13 protein-coding genes and 2 pseudogenes are annotated in these 15,468 nt (G+C 72.6%); 9 read left to right on the top strand and 6 right to left on the bottom strand.

The features are described from left to right. Positions 1-33 precede the first annotated feature (33 nt). From GKC29_RS11735 to serS, 3 genes are all read left to right on the top strand, one after another. Positions 34-1,203: a trans-acting enoyl reductase family protein gene (locus tag GKC29_RS11735; protein WP_155330849.1), complete on the top strand. Its 1,170-nt coding sequence runs from the start codon at positions 34-36 to the stop codon at positions 1,201-1,203. A 106-nt stretch (positions 1,204-1,309) separates the two neighbouring features. Beyond that, the gene (locus GKC29_RS11730) at positions 1,310-2,365 is read left to right on the top strand and encodes a MerR family transcriptional regulator (RefSeq protein ID WP_155334097.1); all 1,056 of its coding nucleotides are present in this window, start codon (positions 1,310-1,312) and stop codon (positions 2,363-2,365) included. 118 nt (positions 2,366-2,483) lie between these two features. Beyond that, a complete protein-coding gene (serS, locus tag GKC29_RS11725; RefSeq protein WP_155330848.1) occupies positions 2,484-3,767 on the top strand; it encodes a serine--tRNA ligase in 1,284 nt (427 codons plus the stop codon). A 111-nt stretch (positions 3,768-3,878) separates the two neighbouring features. Here serS and GKC29_RS11720 read toward each other — a convergent pair whose 3' ends face one another. Genes GKC29_RS11720 through GKC29_RS11710 form a run of 3 tightly spaced genes read right to left on the bottom strand, consistent with a single transcriptional unit; the run spans position 3,879 to position 7,671 of the window. Then, entirely contained in the window at positions 3,879-4,487 is a 609-nt protein-coding gene (locus tag GKC29_RS11720; RefSeq protein WP_155330847.1) for a redoxin domain-containing protein, read from the bottom strand. 23 nt (positions 4,488-4,510) lie between these two features. Beyond that, entirely contained in the window at positions 4,511-5,980 is a 1,470-nt protein-coding gene (locus tag GKC29_RS11715; RefSeq protein ID WP_155330846.1) for an NADH-quinone oxidoreductase subunit NuoF family protein, read from the bottom strand. Beyond that, complete coding sequence (locus GKC29_RS11710) at positions 5,977-7,671, bottom strand: hypothetical protein (RefSeq protein WP_230689000.1); 1,695 nt, start codon at positions 7,669-7,671, stop codon at positions 5,977-5,979. Before GKC29_RS11710 ends, GKC29_RS11715 begins: the two co-directional genes overlap by 4 nt. A 286-nt stretch (positions 7,672-7,957) precedes the next feature. On the opposite strand from GKC29_RS11710, the gene GKC29_RS11705 reads away from it, so the two are divergent. The 3 genes and pseudogenes from GKC29_RS11705 to GKC29_RS11695 all read left to right on the top strand — a co-directional run. Beyond that, positions 7,958-9,403: an alpha-amylase family protein gene (locus GKC29_RS11705; protein WP_155330845.1), complete on the top strand. Its 1,446-nt coding sequence runs from the start codon at positions 7,958-7,960 to the stop codon at positions 9,401-9,403. A gap of 80 nt (positions 9,404-9,483) precedes the next feature. Beyond that, positions 9,484-10,407 (top strand): L,D-transpeptidase, encoded by a 924-nt coding sequence (locus GKC29_RS11700; protein ID WP_230688999.1) that lies wholly within the window; start codon positions 9,484-9,486, stop codon positions 10,405-10,407. 68 nt (positions 10,408-10,475) lie between these two features. Then, positions 10,476-10,632: pseudogene (locus GKC29_RS11695) on the top strand (DUF397 domain-containing protein); the annotation flags it as partial. On the opposite strand, the pseudogene GKC29_RS11690 reads toward GKC29_RS11695, so the two are convergent. Continuing rightward, a pseudogene (locus GKC29_RS11690) lies at positions 10,620-11,114 on the bottom strand (S9 family peptidase); the annotation flags it as partial. The pseudogenes GKC29_RS11695 and GKC29_RS11690 overlap by 13 nt on opposite strands. 111 nt (positions 11,115-11,225) lie before the next feature. Here GKC29_RS11690 and GKC29_RS11685 point away from each other — a divergent pair. From GKC29_RS11685 to GKC29_RS11675, 3 genes are all read left to right on the top strand, one after another. Further along, positions 11,226-11,432, top strand: coding sequence for a type II toxin-antitoxin system VapB family antitoxin (locus GKC29_RS11685; RefSeq protein ID WP_155330844.1), 207 nt, complete (start codon positions 11,226-11,228; stop codon positions 11,430-11,432). Next, a complete protein-coding gene (locus GKC29_RS11680) occupies positions 11,429-11,848 on the top strand; it encodes a PIN domain nuclease (RefSeq protein ID WP_155330843.1) in 420 nt (139 codons plus the stop codon). Before GKC29_RS11685 ends, GKC29_RS11680 begins: the two co-directional genes overlap by 4 nt. 151 nt (positions 11,849-11,999) lie before the next feature. After that, the gene (locus GKC29_RS11675; protein ID WP_155330842.1) at positions 12,000-13,139 is read left to right on the top strand and encodes a site-2 protease family protein; all 1,140 of its coding nucleotides are present in this window, start codon (positions 12,000-12,002) and stop codon (positions 13,137-13,139) included. 52 nt (positions 13,140-13,191) lie between these two features. On the opposite strand, the gene GKC29_RS11670 is transcribed toward GKC29_RS11675, so the two are convergent. Continuing rightward, positions 13,192-13,914 (bottom strand): NUDIX hydrolase, encoded by a 723-nt coding sequence (locus GKC29_RS11670; RefSeq protein ID WP_196255859.1) that lies wholly within the window; start codon positions 13,912-13,914, stop codon positions 13,192-13,194. Continuing rightward, entirely contained in the window at positions 13,907-15,406 is a 1,500-nt protein-coding gene (locus tag GKC29_RS11665) for a hypothetical protein (RefSeq protein WP_155330840.1), read from the bottom strand. The genes GKC29_RS11670 and GKC29_RS11665 overlap by 8 nt, the downstream gene beginning before the upstream one ends. Between the last annotated feature and the right edge of the window lie 62 nt (positions 15,407-15,468).

Here is a 15,468-nt window from a genome sequence, read left to right as displayed (position 1 = left end):
CGGCCCGGTCGGGGCGGATGGCAGACTCGGCGGATGCGTGAGGATCGGACGTACGACCTCGTCCTGTTCGGAGCCACCGGTTTCACCGGGGGGCTGACCGCCGAGTACCTCGCCCGGCACGCGCCGGCGGGGCTGCGCTGGGCGCTGGCCGGGCGCAACCCCACCAAGCTCGCCGCCGTCCGGGAGCGGCTCGCCGCGATCGACCCGGAGCTGGCGGCGCTGCCCCTGCTCACCGCCGACGTCACCGATCCCGGGTCGCTGCGGGCGGTCGCCGAGAGCGCCCGGGTGGTCGCCACCACCGTCGGCCCGTACGTCCACCACGGCGAGCCCCTCGTGGCGGCGTGCGCGCGGGCGGGCACCGACTACCTGGACATCACCGGGGAACCGGAGTTCGTCGACCTGATGTACGTACGGCACCACGCCGAAGCGGTCCGCACCGGCGCCCGCCTCGTGCACACCTGCGGGTTCGACTCGATCCCGTACGACCTGGGCGTCTGGTTCACCCTCAAGCACCTGCCGGCCGGCGTCCCGGTCACCGTCGACGGGTTCGTCCGGGCGGGCGGGCGACCCTCCGCCGGCACGTACCACTCGGCGCTGACGGCGTTCTCCCGTACCGGTGAGATGAGCCGCGCCGCGAAGGCCCGGCGGGCGGTGGAGCCCCGGCCGGAGGGCCGGCGGGTCCGCGCGGTCCCCGGCCGGATCGCCCGCTCGCCGGAGCTGCGCATGTGGACGGTGCCGCTGCCCACCATCGACCCGCAGGTGGTGCGCCGCTCGGCCGCCGCCCGCCCGGAGTACGGCCCGGACTTCCGCTACCGCCACTTCGCGGCGGTGAAGCGGCTACCGACCGTGCTGGCCGGCGTGGCCGGGCTGGGCGCCCTGGTCGGTCTCGTGCAGGTGCCGCCGACCCGGCGCTGGCTGCTCGGCCGGCTCTCCTCCGGGCAGGGCCCGAGCCCCGAGCAGCGGGCGCGCTCCTGGTTCCGGGTGCGGTTCCTGGCCGAGGGCGGCGGGCGGCGGGTGCAGACCGAGGTGTCCGGCGGCGACCCCGGCTACGACGAGACCGCGAAGATGCTCGCCGAGTCGGCCCTCTGCCTCGCCCTGGACGACCTACCCCGGACGTCCGGCCAGGTGACCCCGGTGACGGCCATGGCCGACCCCCTACTGACCCGCCTCCAGAACGCCGGCATCACCTTCCGCCTGCGGTGAAAGGAAGGGCCCCTTCTTAACGCCTCCGGTAGAGGAAGGGTCCCCTGTTAACAGCTTGACCCTCGACCTGCTTGAGGACACAGGATCCATTGCCGTGGAGAGCGACCTGCACAGCATCGGCGAGCTGGCCCGGGCCAGCGGGCTGACCGTCAGCGCCCTGCGGTTCTACGACTCGGCCGGGGTGCTGGTCCCGGCCCGGGTCGACCCGGTGACGGGCTACCGGTGGTACACCGACGACCAGGTGCGCCCGGCCCGGCTGGTCGCCGGGCTGCGCCGGGTCGGGATGCCGGTGCCCGAGATCGCCGCGGCGGTACGGTCCGGGCCGGCGGCCGCACACCGGCTGCTGGACACACACCTGCGCCGCCTCGAGGACGGTCTCGCCGACGCCCGCCGTGAGCTCTCCCGGATCCGTACCCTCATCGATCCCGAGGAGCAGCCGATGACCACCCACCTGACCCTGTCCCGCACCGACCTGGCCGCCGCCGTTGACGCGGTCCGTTTCGCCGTCGCCACCGGACCCGACCTGCCCGAGCTCACCGGCGTCCTCTTCGACGTGGACGCCGGCGGCGTCCAGCTGGTCGCCACCGACCGGTACCGGATGGCCCTGGCCCGGATCGGCGCCGACGTCGACGGGCCGGCCGTCCGCGCCCTCGTCCCGGCCGGCTTCGTCGACGAGACCCGCACGCTGCTCGACACCGCCGGGGAGGTGCGGCTGGCCGTCGGCGACGGCACCGTCGCGGTCACCGTCGCCGGGCGTACGCTCGACGCCGGCACCCTGCCGTACGACTTCCCGGACCACCGGCGGCTGCTGCGCGCGGCGCCCGGCGGCCCGGCCCACCGCGCGACCGTCGACGTGGCCGCCCTGCGCGCGGCCCTCACCAGCCCGGACGCTCCCGTCGTCCACCGGGAGCATGGTGGCGCCGCGCTGCCGGTGAGTGTGCTGGGCCCGGACGGCCGGGGCGGGGTACGCCTGTACGGCGAGGACGAGCTGACCGGGGACGCGCCCCGGATCGGGGTGAACGCCGGCTACCTGCTCCAGGCCCTCGACGCGGGCGGCCGGGGCCAGCTCGTCCTGGAGCTGGACGGCCCGATCGCGCCGCTTGCCGTCCGCCGTCCCGACGACACCGACGCCTTCTCGATCCTGATGCCGATCCGCCTCTGACGGGCCGTCGTGTCCCGGCCGCCCGGCGCCGGCGACGAGACCGGGCCCGGACCGGCCGGGGCGCGACGGTAGCATCTGAAGGTCCACCTGACGTCCGGACGGAGGCGTACGGAGCAGCATGCTCGACATGGAGTTGATCCGGAAGGATCGCGACGCGGTGGCGTCCGCGCTGGCCAAGCGGATGGACCCGGCGGAGGTGAGCCGCGCGCTGGACGAGATCCAGCAGCTCGACCAGGAGCGGCGCAGCCTGATCACCGAGATCGACGGCGAGCGCCAGCGCCGCAAGGCCGAGGCCCGGGCGTACGCGGAGGCCAAGCGGGCCGGCCGTGAGCCCGAGGTCGCCGCGCCGGAGGCCGGCCGCAAGCAGCTCTCCGAGCTGGAGGCCGAGCTGGACGAGGTGCAGGCACGCCTGCGGGACCGGATGAGCGAGCTGCCCAACCTGCCGGCGGACGACGTCGTGCCCGGCGGCAAGGAGGCCAACCGGGTCGTCAGGACCTTCGGCGAGCCCCCAGCGATCGAGAAGGTCCGCGACCACGTCGAGCTGTCCCGGATGCTGGGCCTGGTGGACCACGAGCGGGGCGTCAAGCTCGGCGGTTCCGGCTTCTGGATGTACACCGGGGTGGGTGCCCGGCTGGAGTGGGCGCTGCTCAACTTCTTCATCGACGAGAACGTCAAGGCCGGCTACGAGTTCCTGCTGCCGCCGCACCTGCTGCTGGAGAGCGCCGGCTTCGCCGCCGGCCAGTTCCCGAAGTTCACCGACGACGTCTACCACCTGGACCGGGCGTCGGCGCCGCGCGCGCAGTTCCTGCTGCCGACCGCCGAGACGGCGATCCTCGGTGCGTTCCAGGACGAGATCATGGACACGGCGAAGCTGCCGCTGAAGGCCTTCGCGTACACCCCCTGCTACCGCCGGGAGGCGGGTGGATCCCACTCGGACGAGCGCGGCACCGTGCGCGGCCACCAGTTCAACAAGGTGGAGATCTTCCAGTTCACCCTCCCGGAGCAGGCGGAGGCGGCGCACGAGGAGATGGTCACCCACGCCGAGAGCCTGGTCGAGAAGCTGGGGCTGCACTACCAGCGCACGCTGCTGTCGGCCGGCGACGCCAGCGCGGCGATGCGCAAGACCCTCGACATCGAGGTGTGGATGCCGAGCACCGGCAAGTACAAGGAGGTGTCGTCGGTCTCCTGGGGCGGTGACTACCAGGCACGGCGGGCGGCGATCCGCTACCGGGAGCCGGGCGGCAAGCAGACCCGCTTCGTCCACACCCTGAACGGTTCGGCGCTGGCGACGAGCCGGCTGTTCCCGGCGATCCTGGAGCAGTTCCAGCAGCCCGACGGCAGCGTGGTGATCCCGGAGATCCTCCGCGACCGCGTGGGCACCGACCGCCTGACCCCACGCTGACCCGCTCCGCGCTTCGCGGCGGGACCCGGACGTACGTCCGGGTCCCGCCGCTTCAGCAGGTGTTAAAAGGGGATCCTTCCTCTACCGGAGGCGTTAACAAGGGGCCCTTCCTTACACCTCAGCCAGGGATGCGAGGCGGCGGGTCAGGTCTTCGCCGTCCAGGAAGCCCTGGTGGATCACCCGGCCGGTGCGGTCGAGGATGACGAAGGTGCTCTGCTCGGCGACCTCGAAGCGGCGCCACAGCGCGCCCGCCCGGTCGTCCACCTGCGGGACCCCGGCCAGTTCGAACTCGGTCACGAAGTCCTTCATGGCCTTCTGCTGGCCGAGGCCGGCGACGCCGACGACGGGAACCGTGTCGCGGTACTGCGGCGCCACCTCGGCGACCGTCCACGCCTGACTCGCGCACGTGGCGCACCAGGGCGCCCAGAACCACAGCACCACCGGTTTACCGGCCAGGGCGGCGGCGTCGAAGGCCGCGCCGTCGAGGGTCTTCGCCGTGAAGCGCAGCGTCTCCGGCACGGTGGGGGGCCGCTGCGCCGCGCTGGGTGAAGCCGCCGAGGGCGAGCCTGTCGCGGTGGGCGTACCGGCTGCGGGGGGCGGGGACGCCGCGTCACCGGTCGTGGTGGTCGCGGACGCACCGCCGTCGCCGCCGCAGGCGGTCGCGCCGAGCAGGGCGACCGCCGTCACGGCCGCCAGGACGGTACGCGGAAGCCTCCGCATCCGGGCCTCCCTCCGGTACGGGGTCACGACTCGGCCCTGGTCAGCCGCAGGGCGAGTTCGGGGCAGACCTTGACCGCCTTGAGCGCCCCCTCGCGGAGCCAGGTCGGCACGGGCGTGGCCGGGAACGCGGGGTACCCGTTGGCGTCGAGTCGGATGAAGTCGGGCACGACGTGCGCGCAGAGCCCGTGCCCGTCGCAGCGGGACCAGTCGAGCATCAGCTTCTGCGGGTTGGGGTCGGGGGCGCCGGGCAGCCCCATCAGGCCCTTGACCCGCTTGCCGCAGCCGTCACCGGTGGCGTGCAGCCGCAGGTCCTCGGCGAAGACCTCCATCGCGGAGAGCGCGAACCGGGCCGTACCGTCCGGGTGGCTGCACGCCCCACGGCCCTTGACGTCGCCGGCGGCGGCCCGGACGACCTCCACCGGGGCGCTGCCGGAGACCGCGAGGTCGACCGAGCGGGCCAGCTCCGGCAGGCCCATCCTGCACGGCCCGCACTGGCCGGCGGACTCGCCCGCCAGGTAGCGGACCACCTGGGCGGCCTCGCCGAGCGGGCAGCTGTCCGGGCCGAGGGGCACGATGATGCCGGCGCCGAGCGTGCCGCCGACGGCGGCGAGTCCCTTGCGGGAGATCTCGGCCCGGTCGGCCCCCTCCTGGGTGATCCACTTTCCGTGGTAGCCGCCCACCAGGATGCCCGGCCCGTCCGGCACCTCGCACAGGTCGAGGATCTCCCGCAGCGGGGTGCCGGCGGCGCATTCGACCACGGCCGGTCGCTTCGCCGCGCCGGTGACGGTGAGCAGCACGGTGCCGGGTTCGTCGTCGGTGCCGAGCGCCGCGTACTCGTACGGCCCGAGCCGGGCGGCGATCGCGAGTTGGGCGTACGTCTCCGCGTTGGAGAGCAGGGTGGGCAGGCCACCGACACCCGAGTCGCTGGAGCGCTTCTTCGTGCCCGGCGGGATGTGCGGCAGGCCGTTGATGCCGTTGACCAGCGCCCCGCCCTCGCCGGAGATGAACCGGTGCGGCACGGTGACGACGCTCGTCGGCACCGGCATCCGCCGCTCCCCCAGCGCCTCCATCAGGGACTCCTGGCCCACCCCGTCGTCGGCCACGCCGATGATGATCTCGTCGGCGTCCAGCGCGTACGCGGCCAGCGCCGCCCCGTCGAGGATGAGGTGCGGGGCCCGGGTGAGCAGCACCTTGTCCTTCCAGCTGGCCGGCTCCCCCTCGGAGGCGTTGACCACGACGATCGCCGAGGCGTCCTGCCGTTCGCAGGACTCGAGCACGGCGCGCAGCTTCGTGGCGAACGGGAAGCCCGCCCCGCCCTTACCCTTGAGCTGGATGCCGTCGGCGAGCCGCAGCAGGTTCGCCGGTTCCATCGGGCCGATCGGGCCGTGCACCTCCTCGTGGGTGAACAGGTCGAGGCGGCCGAACTCGGCGAAGCCCGCGGTCAGCCGGGGCTCGCCGACGCACGCGACCGGCGGGACGGTCGTCCGCATCACTTGGCCTCGCCCCGCAGCCCGGCCCAGTACGCCGTGTCGACGGCGTCCGCGCTCGCCCGGCGCCGCCGCCGGCTCTCCTTGGCCTCCCGGCGCGCCCGCCGGGAGGCGAGGTCGACCAGGGTCGGGGTGTCGTCCGGCGGCAGCGCGTCGTCCTCCGGGACGTACCGGGCCGGCGGCCGCCAGTAGTCCGTCTCCTCCGGCACGTCCTCGTCGGCGCTGTGCCGGCCGCCGCCGCTGCGCGGGGCGGACGAGATCGGGGTGCCGGAGACCGGGCCGCCGGAGATCGGCCCGGCCGACACGGGTCCGGCCGAGATGGGTCCGGCCGAGATCGGCTGCGTGGTCTCCCAGCGGCGCGGGCTGGTCCAGGGCTCCTCCGGCTCGTCGCGGCGCTGCGGCGGCACCGAGTACCGGGTGCCCGTGTCCACCTCGCCCCGACTCCGCCGGGAGGGGCGGACCTCGTCGTCGTCGCGCCGGCGCCGGCCGGCCGGCTCCTCGTCGCGCCGGCGGGACCGCGACTCGTACTCGTACGCGTCCTCGCGCCGCCGGGCCACCCGCTCCTCGTCGCGGCGGGCCACAACGGGCTCGCGCTCCTCCGACCGTCGCCGGGACCGGGTGGGCGCCGGCTCCTCCGACCGGCGGCGGGCGGGCCGCTCGCCGCGACGGGCCGGCACCGGCTCGACCTCGTCGCGACGGCCGCGGCCCGGCGCCGGCTCGCGCAGCGAACCGGGCTCCGGCACCACCGGCACGGTGAACCGTTCGGGGTCGCGGCGGCGGCTTCCGGGCGCGCTCCACGAGCCGGCGAGGGTGGTCTCGGACCAGGTCGACGCCCGCCCGTCCCGCGTCTCACGCCGGTCGTCGGCGTCGCGCTTGCGGGCGAGCGCGCCGAGGAGCGCACGGCCCTTGCCGTCGTCGGTCACCCGCGCGGTCATCGCCTTGTTCATCGCGGCGGCCTGGTGCTGCTCGCGGCTGCGCCGGCCCAGGTGCACCGAGACCCGGACCAGCAGCGCCAGCACCACGAGCAGCACGCAGGCGAGGTAGCTGACCACCACCCAGGGCTTCGCCGGCCGGCCGGCGTTCAGGCCGTGGAAGATGGCGAACGGCCACGCGGCGTACGCGGCGGAGTGCAGCGTCCGCCACAGCCACTTCGGACCGACCCCGGCGAACCGGGCGCGGATGATGCCGGTCCAGAGCACGCTCACCATGAGCAGCCCGGCGACCGTGCCGAGGCCGACGTAGAGCCCGCGCCCGCTGACGAACGGAACCACCGCGTCGGTGCTCGCCGCCCGCCCGGTCGCGATCTTGGTGATGACGTGGAAGACCAGCCCGGCGACGCCGAGGATGCCGGTCGCCCGGTGCGCGGACTGGAGCAGCACCCGGTGCCGGATCATCAGCACGAGCCGGTCGGTGGCGAGCAGCCCCAGCATCACGGTGAGGCTGAGCGACACCAGGGCGATCACGCCGGCGAAGAACTCGGTGAAGAAGAAGCCGTACGAGTACATCGCCCCGCCCACGCCGGTCAGCATGGTGACGGCCCACAACGCGGCGAGCGCGGAGACGGTCAACAGGACGACCGCGGACCGCGACGGGGCGCGTACGCCCCGGCTGCTGGTGCTGGTCCGGACGGGCGCCGCCTTCTGTTTCTGCTGTGCCGGGGCCATCTGCTCCTCGATCGTCTCGCGGTGGCGCGCCACCGGCCGACCCTGCTCCCTCCTCCTGTACGGACGGACCGCGCCCCCGGATCACCGGTCGGCCAAGAATTTCCGCGCGGACCGTCGAACCGACCCGCCGCGCGGTGCGTGTACGCGACCTCCGGGGACGGCGATTACAGCGACAGATGTCCATACATTGACAGCGCCTGCAACACGCTTGTAAAGTTTCGGAAACTTTCAGCCCGGCGTGCAAGACACCGGCAACCTGGAAGCCCTCCCACGGCTCCACCACCACCTGCTTTCCCCACACCCCCGTAGGGAGAATCCGATGCATCGACGTCGACGCCCGTCGGCGATCGTCGCCCTGGGCGTGATCGCCGGCCTGCTCCTCCCGGCCATCGTGGCGGCACCCCCGGCCGCCGCGGCCCCGGCCGGCACCAAGAAGGTCATCGCCAACCTCTTCGAGTGGAACTGGACCTCAGTAGCGAGCGAGTGCCAGTCGACCCTGGGCCCCAAGGGTTACGGCTGGGTCCAGGTCTCGCCGCCCCAGGAGCACGTCCGGCGCTCCGAGTGGTGGGTCTCCTACCAGCCGGTCAGCTACCGGATCGAGTCCCGCAAGGGCACCCGCGCCCAGTTCAAGTCGATGGTGGACACCTGCCACGCCGCCGGCGTCAAGGTGATCGTCGACGCGGTGGTCAACCACATGTCCGGGCAGGACAACCCGGGCACCGGGTGGGCCGGGTCGTCGTACAGCCACTACGACTACCCCGGCATCTACCAGTCGCAGGACTTCCACTTCTGCGGGCGGCCGGGCAACGAGATCAGCAACTACGGCGACCGGTGGGAGGTCCAGAACTGTGAACTGGTCAACCTCGCCGACCTGAAGACCGAGTCGGAGTACGTCCGCTCACGGCTGGCCACGTACCTCAACGACCTGCTGTCGCTGGGCGTGGACGGGTTCCGGATGGACGCCAGCAAGCACATGCCGGCGGCCGACATCGCGGCGATCAAGGCCAAGCTCTCGCGGTCCGCGTACATTGTGCAGGAGGTCATCTACGGCGCCGGCGAGCCGATCACGCCGAACGAGTACACCGGCAACGGTGACGTGCACGAGTTCCGATACGGCAAGGACCTGGCCCGCGTCTTCCGCTCCGAGCGGCTGGCCTACCTGCGCAACTTCGGCGAGGGCTGGGGGCACCTGCCCAGCTCGGTCTCGGCGGTCTTCGTCGACAACCACGACACCCAGCGCGACTTCGGCGGGGTGCTGACCTACAACGACCGGGGCATCTACGCTCTCGCGAACGCGTTCATGCTGGCCTGGCCGTACGGGTCGCCGACGGTCATGTCCAGCTACACCTTCGGCAACCGGGACCAGGGCCCGCCCCAGGACTCCTCCGGCCGGACGCGCAACACGACCTGCTACTCCGGCTGGGAGTGCGAGCACCGCTGGCCGGTCATCGCCAACATGGTCGGTTTCCGCAACGCCACCGAGGGCGCCGGGGTCGCCAACTGGTACGACAACGGCTACCAGCACATCGCGTTCAGCCGCGCCGGCAAGGGCTACCTCACCGTCAACGACGAGGACTTCGCGATCAGCGGCCGGTCCTACTACACCGGCCTGCCGGCCGGCCGGTACTGCGACGTCATCCACGGCACGTACAGCAACGGGACGTGCAGCGGCCCGGTGATCACCGTGGACGGCAACGGCTGGTTCGCCGCCACCGTCCCCGCGCACGACGCGATCGCCATCCACGTGGGCGCCCGCCTGAGCTGAGCAGGAAGGAAGGGCCCCTTGTTATCGCCTTCTGCATAACAAGGGGCCCTTCTTAACACGGCATCCCTTAGAGTGATTTGGTGCTGTTTGACCGAATGGGCTCGCGCCTCCGCTGGACGGCCGTCGGGGTCGGCGTACCCCTGCTGCTGGTGGCCGCCGGCATCACCGGCTGGCGACTGACCCCGCAGCCGGAGCCCACACCGGCCGCCCAGCCGGTCATGGAGCAGCCGGCACCGGAGGAATCCGAGACCCCCGAGGCCCCCGAGACGCCCGTACCCGAGGAGACCGTGCCGGTCGCGGCGCCCGCGCCGGACGACCTGCCGGTCGTCGACTACGACCCGGCGCCCCGCGGCTTCCCGGCCGACCCGGAGCCGCTGGACCCCGCGCCCCTGACCGAGGGCGTGCACCCGACCCGGCGGATCGCCGCCTACACCGCGCCCGGCGGGAAGCCCGTCGCCTTCCTCGCCCCCACCATCAACGACGTCGAGCTGACCATGCCCGTCGTCGAGCGCCGCAGCGGGTGGACGGCTGTGCTGCTCCCCTCCGCCAACCGCACCCTGGCCTGGCTGCCGCCGGGCGGCTTCACCACCGTGCCCCTGCCCGACCAGATCGTCGTGGAGCGCCGGCACCACCGGCTGACGTGGTACCGGAGCGGCCGGGCCGTCCGGTCCTGGCAGGTCAGCCTCGGGCAGAGCGGTCAGGAGACGCCGCTGGGGCGGACCTTCGTCCTCGGCCGCACCGAGCCGCCCGAATCCGTGTACGGCGGAGTGGACATCTTCGCGCTCGGTGCGATCCCCGACGACCCCGACTCGGTCCCGGCCGGCCTGCGCGGCGCGCACATCGGGCTGCACAGCTGGTACCACGACGGCGAGCTGGGCCGGAACACCACCAACGGCTGCATCCGGCTGACCAAGAGCGGGCAGCGGCACCTGCTGTCCGAGGTACGCCCCGGCACCGAGGTCCTGGTCGTCGACGAACTGCCGGAGCCACCCCCGACCGCGTGACGATCAGGTCACGACGAAGCGAACCGGCTCGCCCAGCGCGGTGGCCGCCGGATACAGGTCGGCCGGACGACCTGGCGGGCAAGGTCGGGGCTACGCGACAGCAAGGACCCGAGCGGACCAGTTCTGACCTTCGCGCCCACGGCTTGGCAAACGAAGTCGCGCTCGAATCCCGGTGTCGGGTCGTGCGAGGCCCAGGCGGCGACGTCCGTGGCGGACGCCTCATAGACAGTCTCGGCCTCGGACAGCGGCGTACCCCGTCGCCACCGCTTGACGATGCGGGGGTATCCGGCAGTGCTGAGCGATCCCGCCCCGAAGTCGGTGCCGACGTAGATATGGTCCACGTCGATCCAGCAGACCGTGGTCTTGGCCTCGGCGATCGTGAAACCACCCTCGACGAAGGCCCGGCGATCCAGGTCGTACTCACGCACCACGACGGCGTCCGCACCGCCTCGCGACAGGCTGACCAGGCAACGCCGACTGCCCGCACGCAGCACCGTCACCCCGCTCCAGACCCAGTTCTCGCCCTCGTCGTTGGCCAGCGCGTCGACGTCGAGCAGGACATCCCATACCGGCTTCCGTCGGCGGTACTGGTCGAGCGTCGTCCGTCGCCACATTCCTCGCGGGTGCGTCGCGTCCTGCCAGAAGTCGTAGGAGAAATGGTCCCCACGCCAGCCCGGGAAGGGGATGCGGTCGTCGGCGTCGAGCACCTGCCGGATCTCCGCCACAGCAGCCGCCGGCGCCACCCTCAGTCATATATCAAGATCAGCGGCGCTTGATATCATCTGGGCGGTATCCCGCGAGACTGAGAGGAGCCAACCATGTCCAGGACCATCCTCGACGTCGATGACGAACTGCTCGCCGAGGCTGCGAAGATCTTCGGCACCACCACCAAGAAGGCGACCGTGAACGCAGCTCTGAAGGCTGCCGTCGACCGGGAGAAGCGGCGCGAATTTGCCGACTGGCTCAAGAGCGGCGGCCTGCCGGGTCTGACCGGGCCCACCGACGTGAAGCCGAATGCGGCGTGAGTCGAGAACTCTACCTGCTCGACAAGTCGGCTCTAGCCCGCTGGCCCAAGTCCGCCGTCGCGCCCGTCCTCGACGAATTGTCCGAACGCGGTCTGTTGGCGGTGTGTGGCGCGGTCGAGATCGAGGTGATCCAGAGCGCCCGGACGGCCAAGGACGCCCAGCGTGCCCGCTGGCTGCTCGGTGGCTTCCACTGGCTCCCGATGCCAGACGAGGTCTGGGATCGTGCAATAGACGTTCAACTCCAGGCGCTGCACAAGGGCAACCATCGCGCCCTCTCCATGGCTGATCTGGTGATAGCCGCAACCGCAGAGCGGCACGGGGCGACGGTGCTGCACTACGACGGTGACTACGACATGATCACTGCGATCACTGGTCAGCCCACCGTCTGGGTCGTGCCTGCCGGCACCGCAGACTGATCAGCCGATCTGCCCTCGCTCGTCGAGGTCGTCCAGCGCGGCCGAGACGACTGGTCGCCATGTTCGCGCGACACGGCGAAACGGTCAGCGAGTGTGATCCTGAGACCTTCGGCCCTGGCATGGGCGCGGCCTTCGGGGGTATGACCGGAACATGAGGGCGAGTTTCCGGCTTGGCCGGATCGCGGGCGTACCTGTCGGCGTCAACTGGAGCGTCCTGGTCATCTTCCTGCTCATCGCCTGGGGGCTGTCGGCCAACCAGTTCCCGCGCGCCTACCCCGACCGGCCGTGGATCGCGTACGCCGCCGCGGGCCTCGCGGCCGCGGTGGTCTTCTTCCTCGGCCTGCTCGCCCACGAGATCTCCCACGCGATCGTGGCCAAGCGCAACGGGCTCCAGGTCGGCGGCATCACGCTGTGGCTCTTCGGCGGCGTGGCCGAGCTGAAGGGCGAGGCGCCCAACCCGGGCGCGGAGCTGCGCATCGCCGGGGTGGGCCCGCTGGTGAGCCTGCTCATCGGCATGTTCTTCGGTGCCATCGCGGTGGCGCTGGCCCTGGCCGGTTCCGAGGGGCTGCTGCTCGGTGCTCTCGCCTGGCTGGCCGGCATCAACGTGCTGCTGGCCGTCTTCAACGTCCTGCCCGCCGCGCCGCTCGACGGTGGGCGGCTGCTGCGCGCGGCGGTCTGGAAGGCCACCGGCGACCGGACGAAGGCGTCGGTCGTCGCCGCCCGGGCCGGGTGGGTGCTCGGCGCGCTGCTGATCGGCCTGGGCTTCTGGCAGTTCTTCGCCGGGGCCGGCTTCGGCGGGCTCTGGCTGATCCTGATCGGCTGGTTCCTCATCGGCGCCGCCGGGATGGAGGAGCGGCAGGCCCGGATGGGCAGCGCCCTGCGCGGCGTCCGCGTCGCGGACGTGATGACGCCGCAACCGCAGACCGCCTCCGGGGACCTGACGGTGGCCGACTTCGTCGACAACTACCTCTTCGCGTACCGGCACTCGGCGCTGCCGCTGACCGAGGAGGGGCGGCCCGTCGGGCTGGTCACCCTCGACCGGGTACGGGACGTCCCGGTCGACCGGCGCGGCGCCACCACCCTCGCCGAGGTCTCCTGCCGGGCCGACGAGTTGGTGCTCGCCTCCCCCGACGAGTCCCTGAACGACCTCCTGCCCCGGCTCAGCGAGTGCGCCGACGGGCGGGCGCTCGTGGTGGCCGACGGCCGGCTCGTGGGCATCGTGTCGCCGAGCGACATCAGCCGGGCGGTGCAGCGCGGCAGCATGCGCGAGCAGATCACCGGCCGCCGGTAGGTGCCAGGCGGGCCCGGAGTTCCGGAGTGATCGGGCTGGACAGCTCCGAGGATCACCGACCCGTACCGGTGACCGGTCCCGGAACGCCGCTCAGCAGGCCCCGCAGCCACGCTCGGGTCCAGGCGGCGATGGTGAACGAGTCGGTGACCACCCCGTCGCGGATCAGCTCGCCGACCCGCCCGGCCGGGTACGTCCGTGCGGCGCGGATGCCCTCCTCGGCTGCGGTGTCGCCCAGCTCGGCGATCTCGGCCAGGTAGAGCCGCACCGTGCTGGTCGCGATGCCGGTGTCCGGATGCAGAACCCCCAGGTCGACCAGGCGGGCCGGTGCCACGCCGATCTCCTCGCGCAGCTCCCGCGCCGCCTGTTCCTCCGGCGGCACACCGGCCTCGCCGAACCCACGCGGCGCCTCCAGGTGCCACCGGCGGGTGGTGTGCCGGAAGTGCTCCACCAGCACGACGCCGCCGTCGAGCACCGGCAGCACGACCAGGCCGTCGGCGCCGCTGCTGGGAAGCGACCGGAGGTACGTCCCGAGCACGCCACCCGGGAAGCGGACCGGATCGCGGATGAGCGTCAGGTAGTCGTCCTGGAAGACCACCCCGGCCCGGCTCCACTCCACGGGCAGGCCACGGGCGCGCAGGACATCCGCCCTGGCCCGTTCCGCGGCTGCCACCTGCCCCGACTCGTCCAGGATCTCCACCGCGGAGTCGGGCGGGTTGGCGAAGAGGTCCGGGTGGCGCCGTCGCAGCTCGACGTACTGCCTCCAAAGTTCACTCACCCTCGTCCTCCTGCGGCCGGTCGATGTTCGGCTCGTCGTCGCGACCCGTGTCACCCGGACTGACCGGGAATCCCGTCTCCTGCAGCCGGCGCACCAGCTCCCGCCAGTCCTCCCCGGCCCGTTGCAGGTGTACCCGCATAACGTCGACGCCGGTGCCGAGGTCTCGGGCGGCGCGGCGCTGGTCCCGGTTGACCACGGCGAAGCGGACCACGGCGGTGGCGCCCCGCCCGGCCACCTCGACGGCCACGTCACCGACCAGCTCCACCCGTGGATCACCGTCGAAGACCAGCGAGACGGTGCTGCCCAGCACCTCGACCGTCACCCGGATCACCGGTTCCCACGCCCGCGCCCGTTCCAGGCGCCGTTCCCCGACGATGCCCGCCAGGCGCTGGGCCAGAGCCACGTAGCGGTCGTACACCCGCTGCGCCCGGGTGACGAAGTCGAGCGGCTCGGCGAGCAGTTCCCGCAGGGCGGCCACGTACTCCCGCCACTCGTCGGTGTCCCGCGCCTGCCGGACATGGTGCAGCTCCAACCCGGTCAGGTCGAGGCGCAGCGGCAGCTGGGCCAGGTCGAAGGCGTACGGCCGCAGCGTCCTCACCAGGGTGAGCAGGTCGTCCAGGTTCCGGTCCGGCGGCCGCTCCCGCCGGTACTCCTGCATCGCGGTGCGGCGCAGGGAGTCGGCGGGGATCAGCGCGTACCCGTCGACGGCGTCCGGCAGCGTGGTGTTGTAGCGCAGGTCGACCAGTTGCTTGAGCTGGCCGACCAGCGGCGCGGAACGAAACCGGCCCTCGGCCGGATTCGTGTCGGGCTCCACCAGGAACTCCCGGTAGAAGCCCTCCCGGGTGGCCTGCTCCGTCTCCACCGCCCAGAGCGTCACCTCCTGCATCCGCCGGCGCAGCACCGGGCGGCTCTCCTCCGGCAGCCGAAGATCCCGCCGGAGCTCCTCGATGTCGAAGGCGGCGAGCTGGAGCAGGAAGCGGCGGAACTCGGCGAACATGCAGCGCTCGGTGAGGCGGTCGTTCTCCGCGTCATCCCACGACAGCCGCAGGCAGCGGACCTCGTCCACCTCGCCCAGCAGCCGCAACCAGCCCGACCAGCCGGCGCTGTCCACGCCGAACCCGGGCTCCGCCGCCAGGCTGCGCTCGCGCAGGAGGAACGGCACGAGGACGCCGTCGGCCAGCAGCTCCCGGAACGCCGCCCGCTGCGGCCCGTCCGCCGTGAAGTCCCGGTGGACGACGGGGTTGTTGAAGAAGTAGGCCCGGTTCACCACCACCTGCTCGGCGTTGAGGATCGCGCGCAGGTACTCGGCCCGCGCGTCGCGGCGGCGGCGCTGCTCCACCTCCCGGTACGACTCCCGCCGCGCGACCATCCGGGCGAGCAGGTCCTGCGTGACCCACTGGTTGTCCAGGCACTGCGCGACGACCGTGATCGGGGCCAGGGCCCGGTTGTCGATCGGCGTCAGCCGGAGACCCGTGCCGGAGGGATCCGTCATGTCACTCCATCCCTTGTGGACGTCAAGGTCGGTGACGAGGCAATCACGGAACCCGCCCGGTC

This window comes from Micromonospora sp. WMMC415, assembly GCF_009707425.1.
Taxonomy (GTDB): domain Bacteria; phylum Actinomycetota; class Actinomycetes; order Mycobacteriales; family Micromonosporaceae; genus Micromonospora.
Note: the sequence above shows the minus strand (reverse complement) of the source record. Positions and strands in the feature narration are given on the sequence as shown.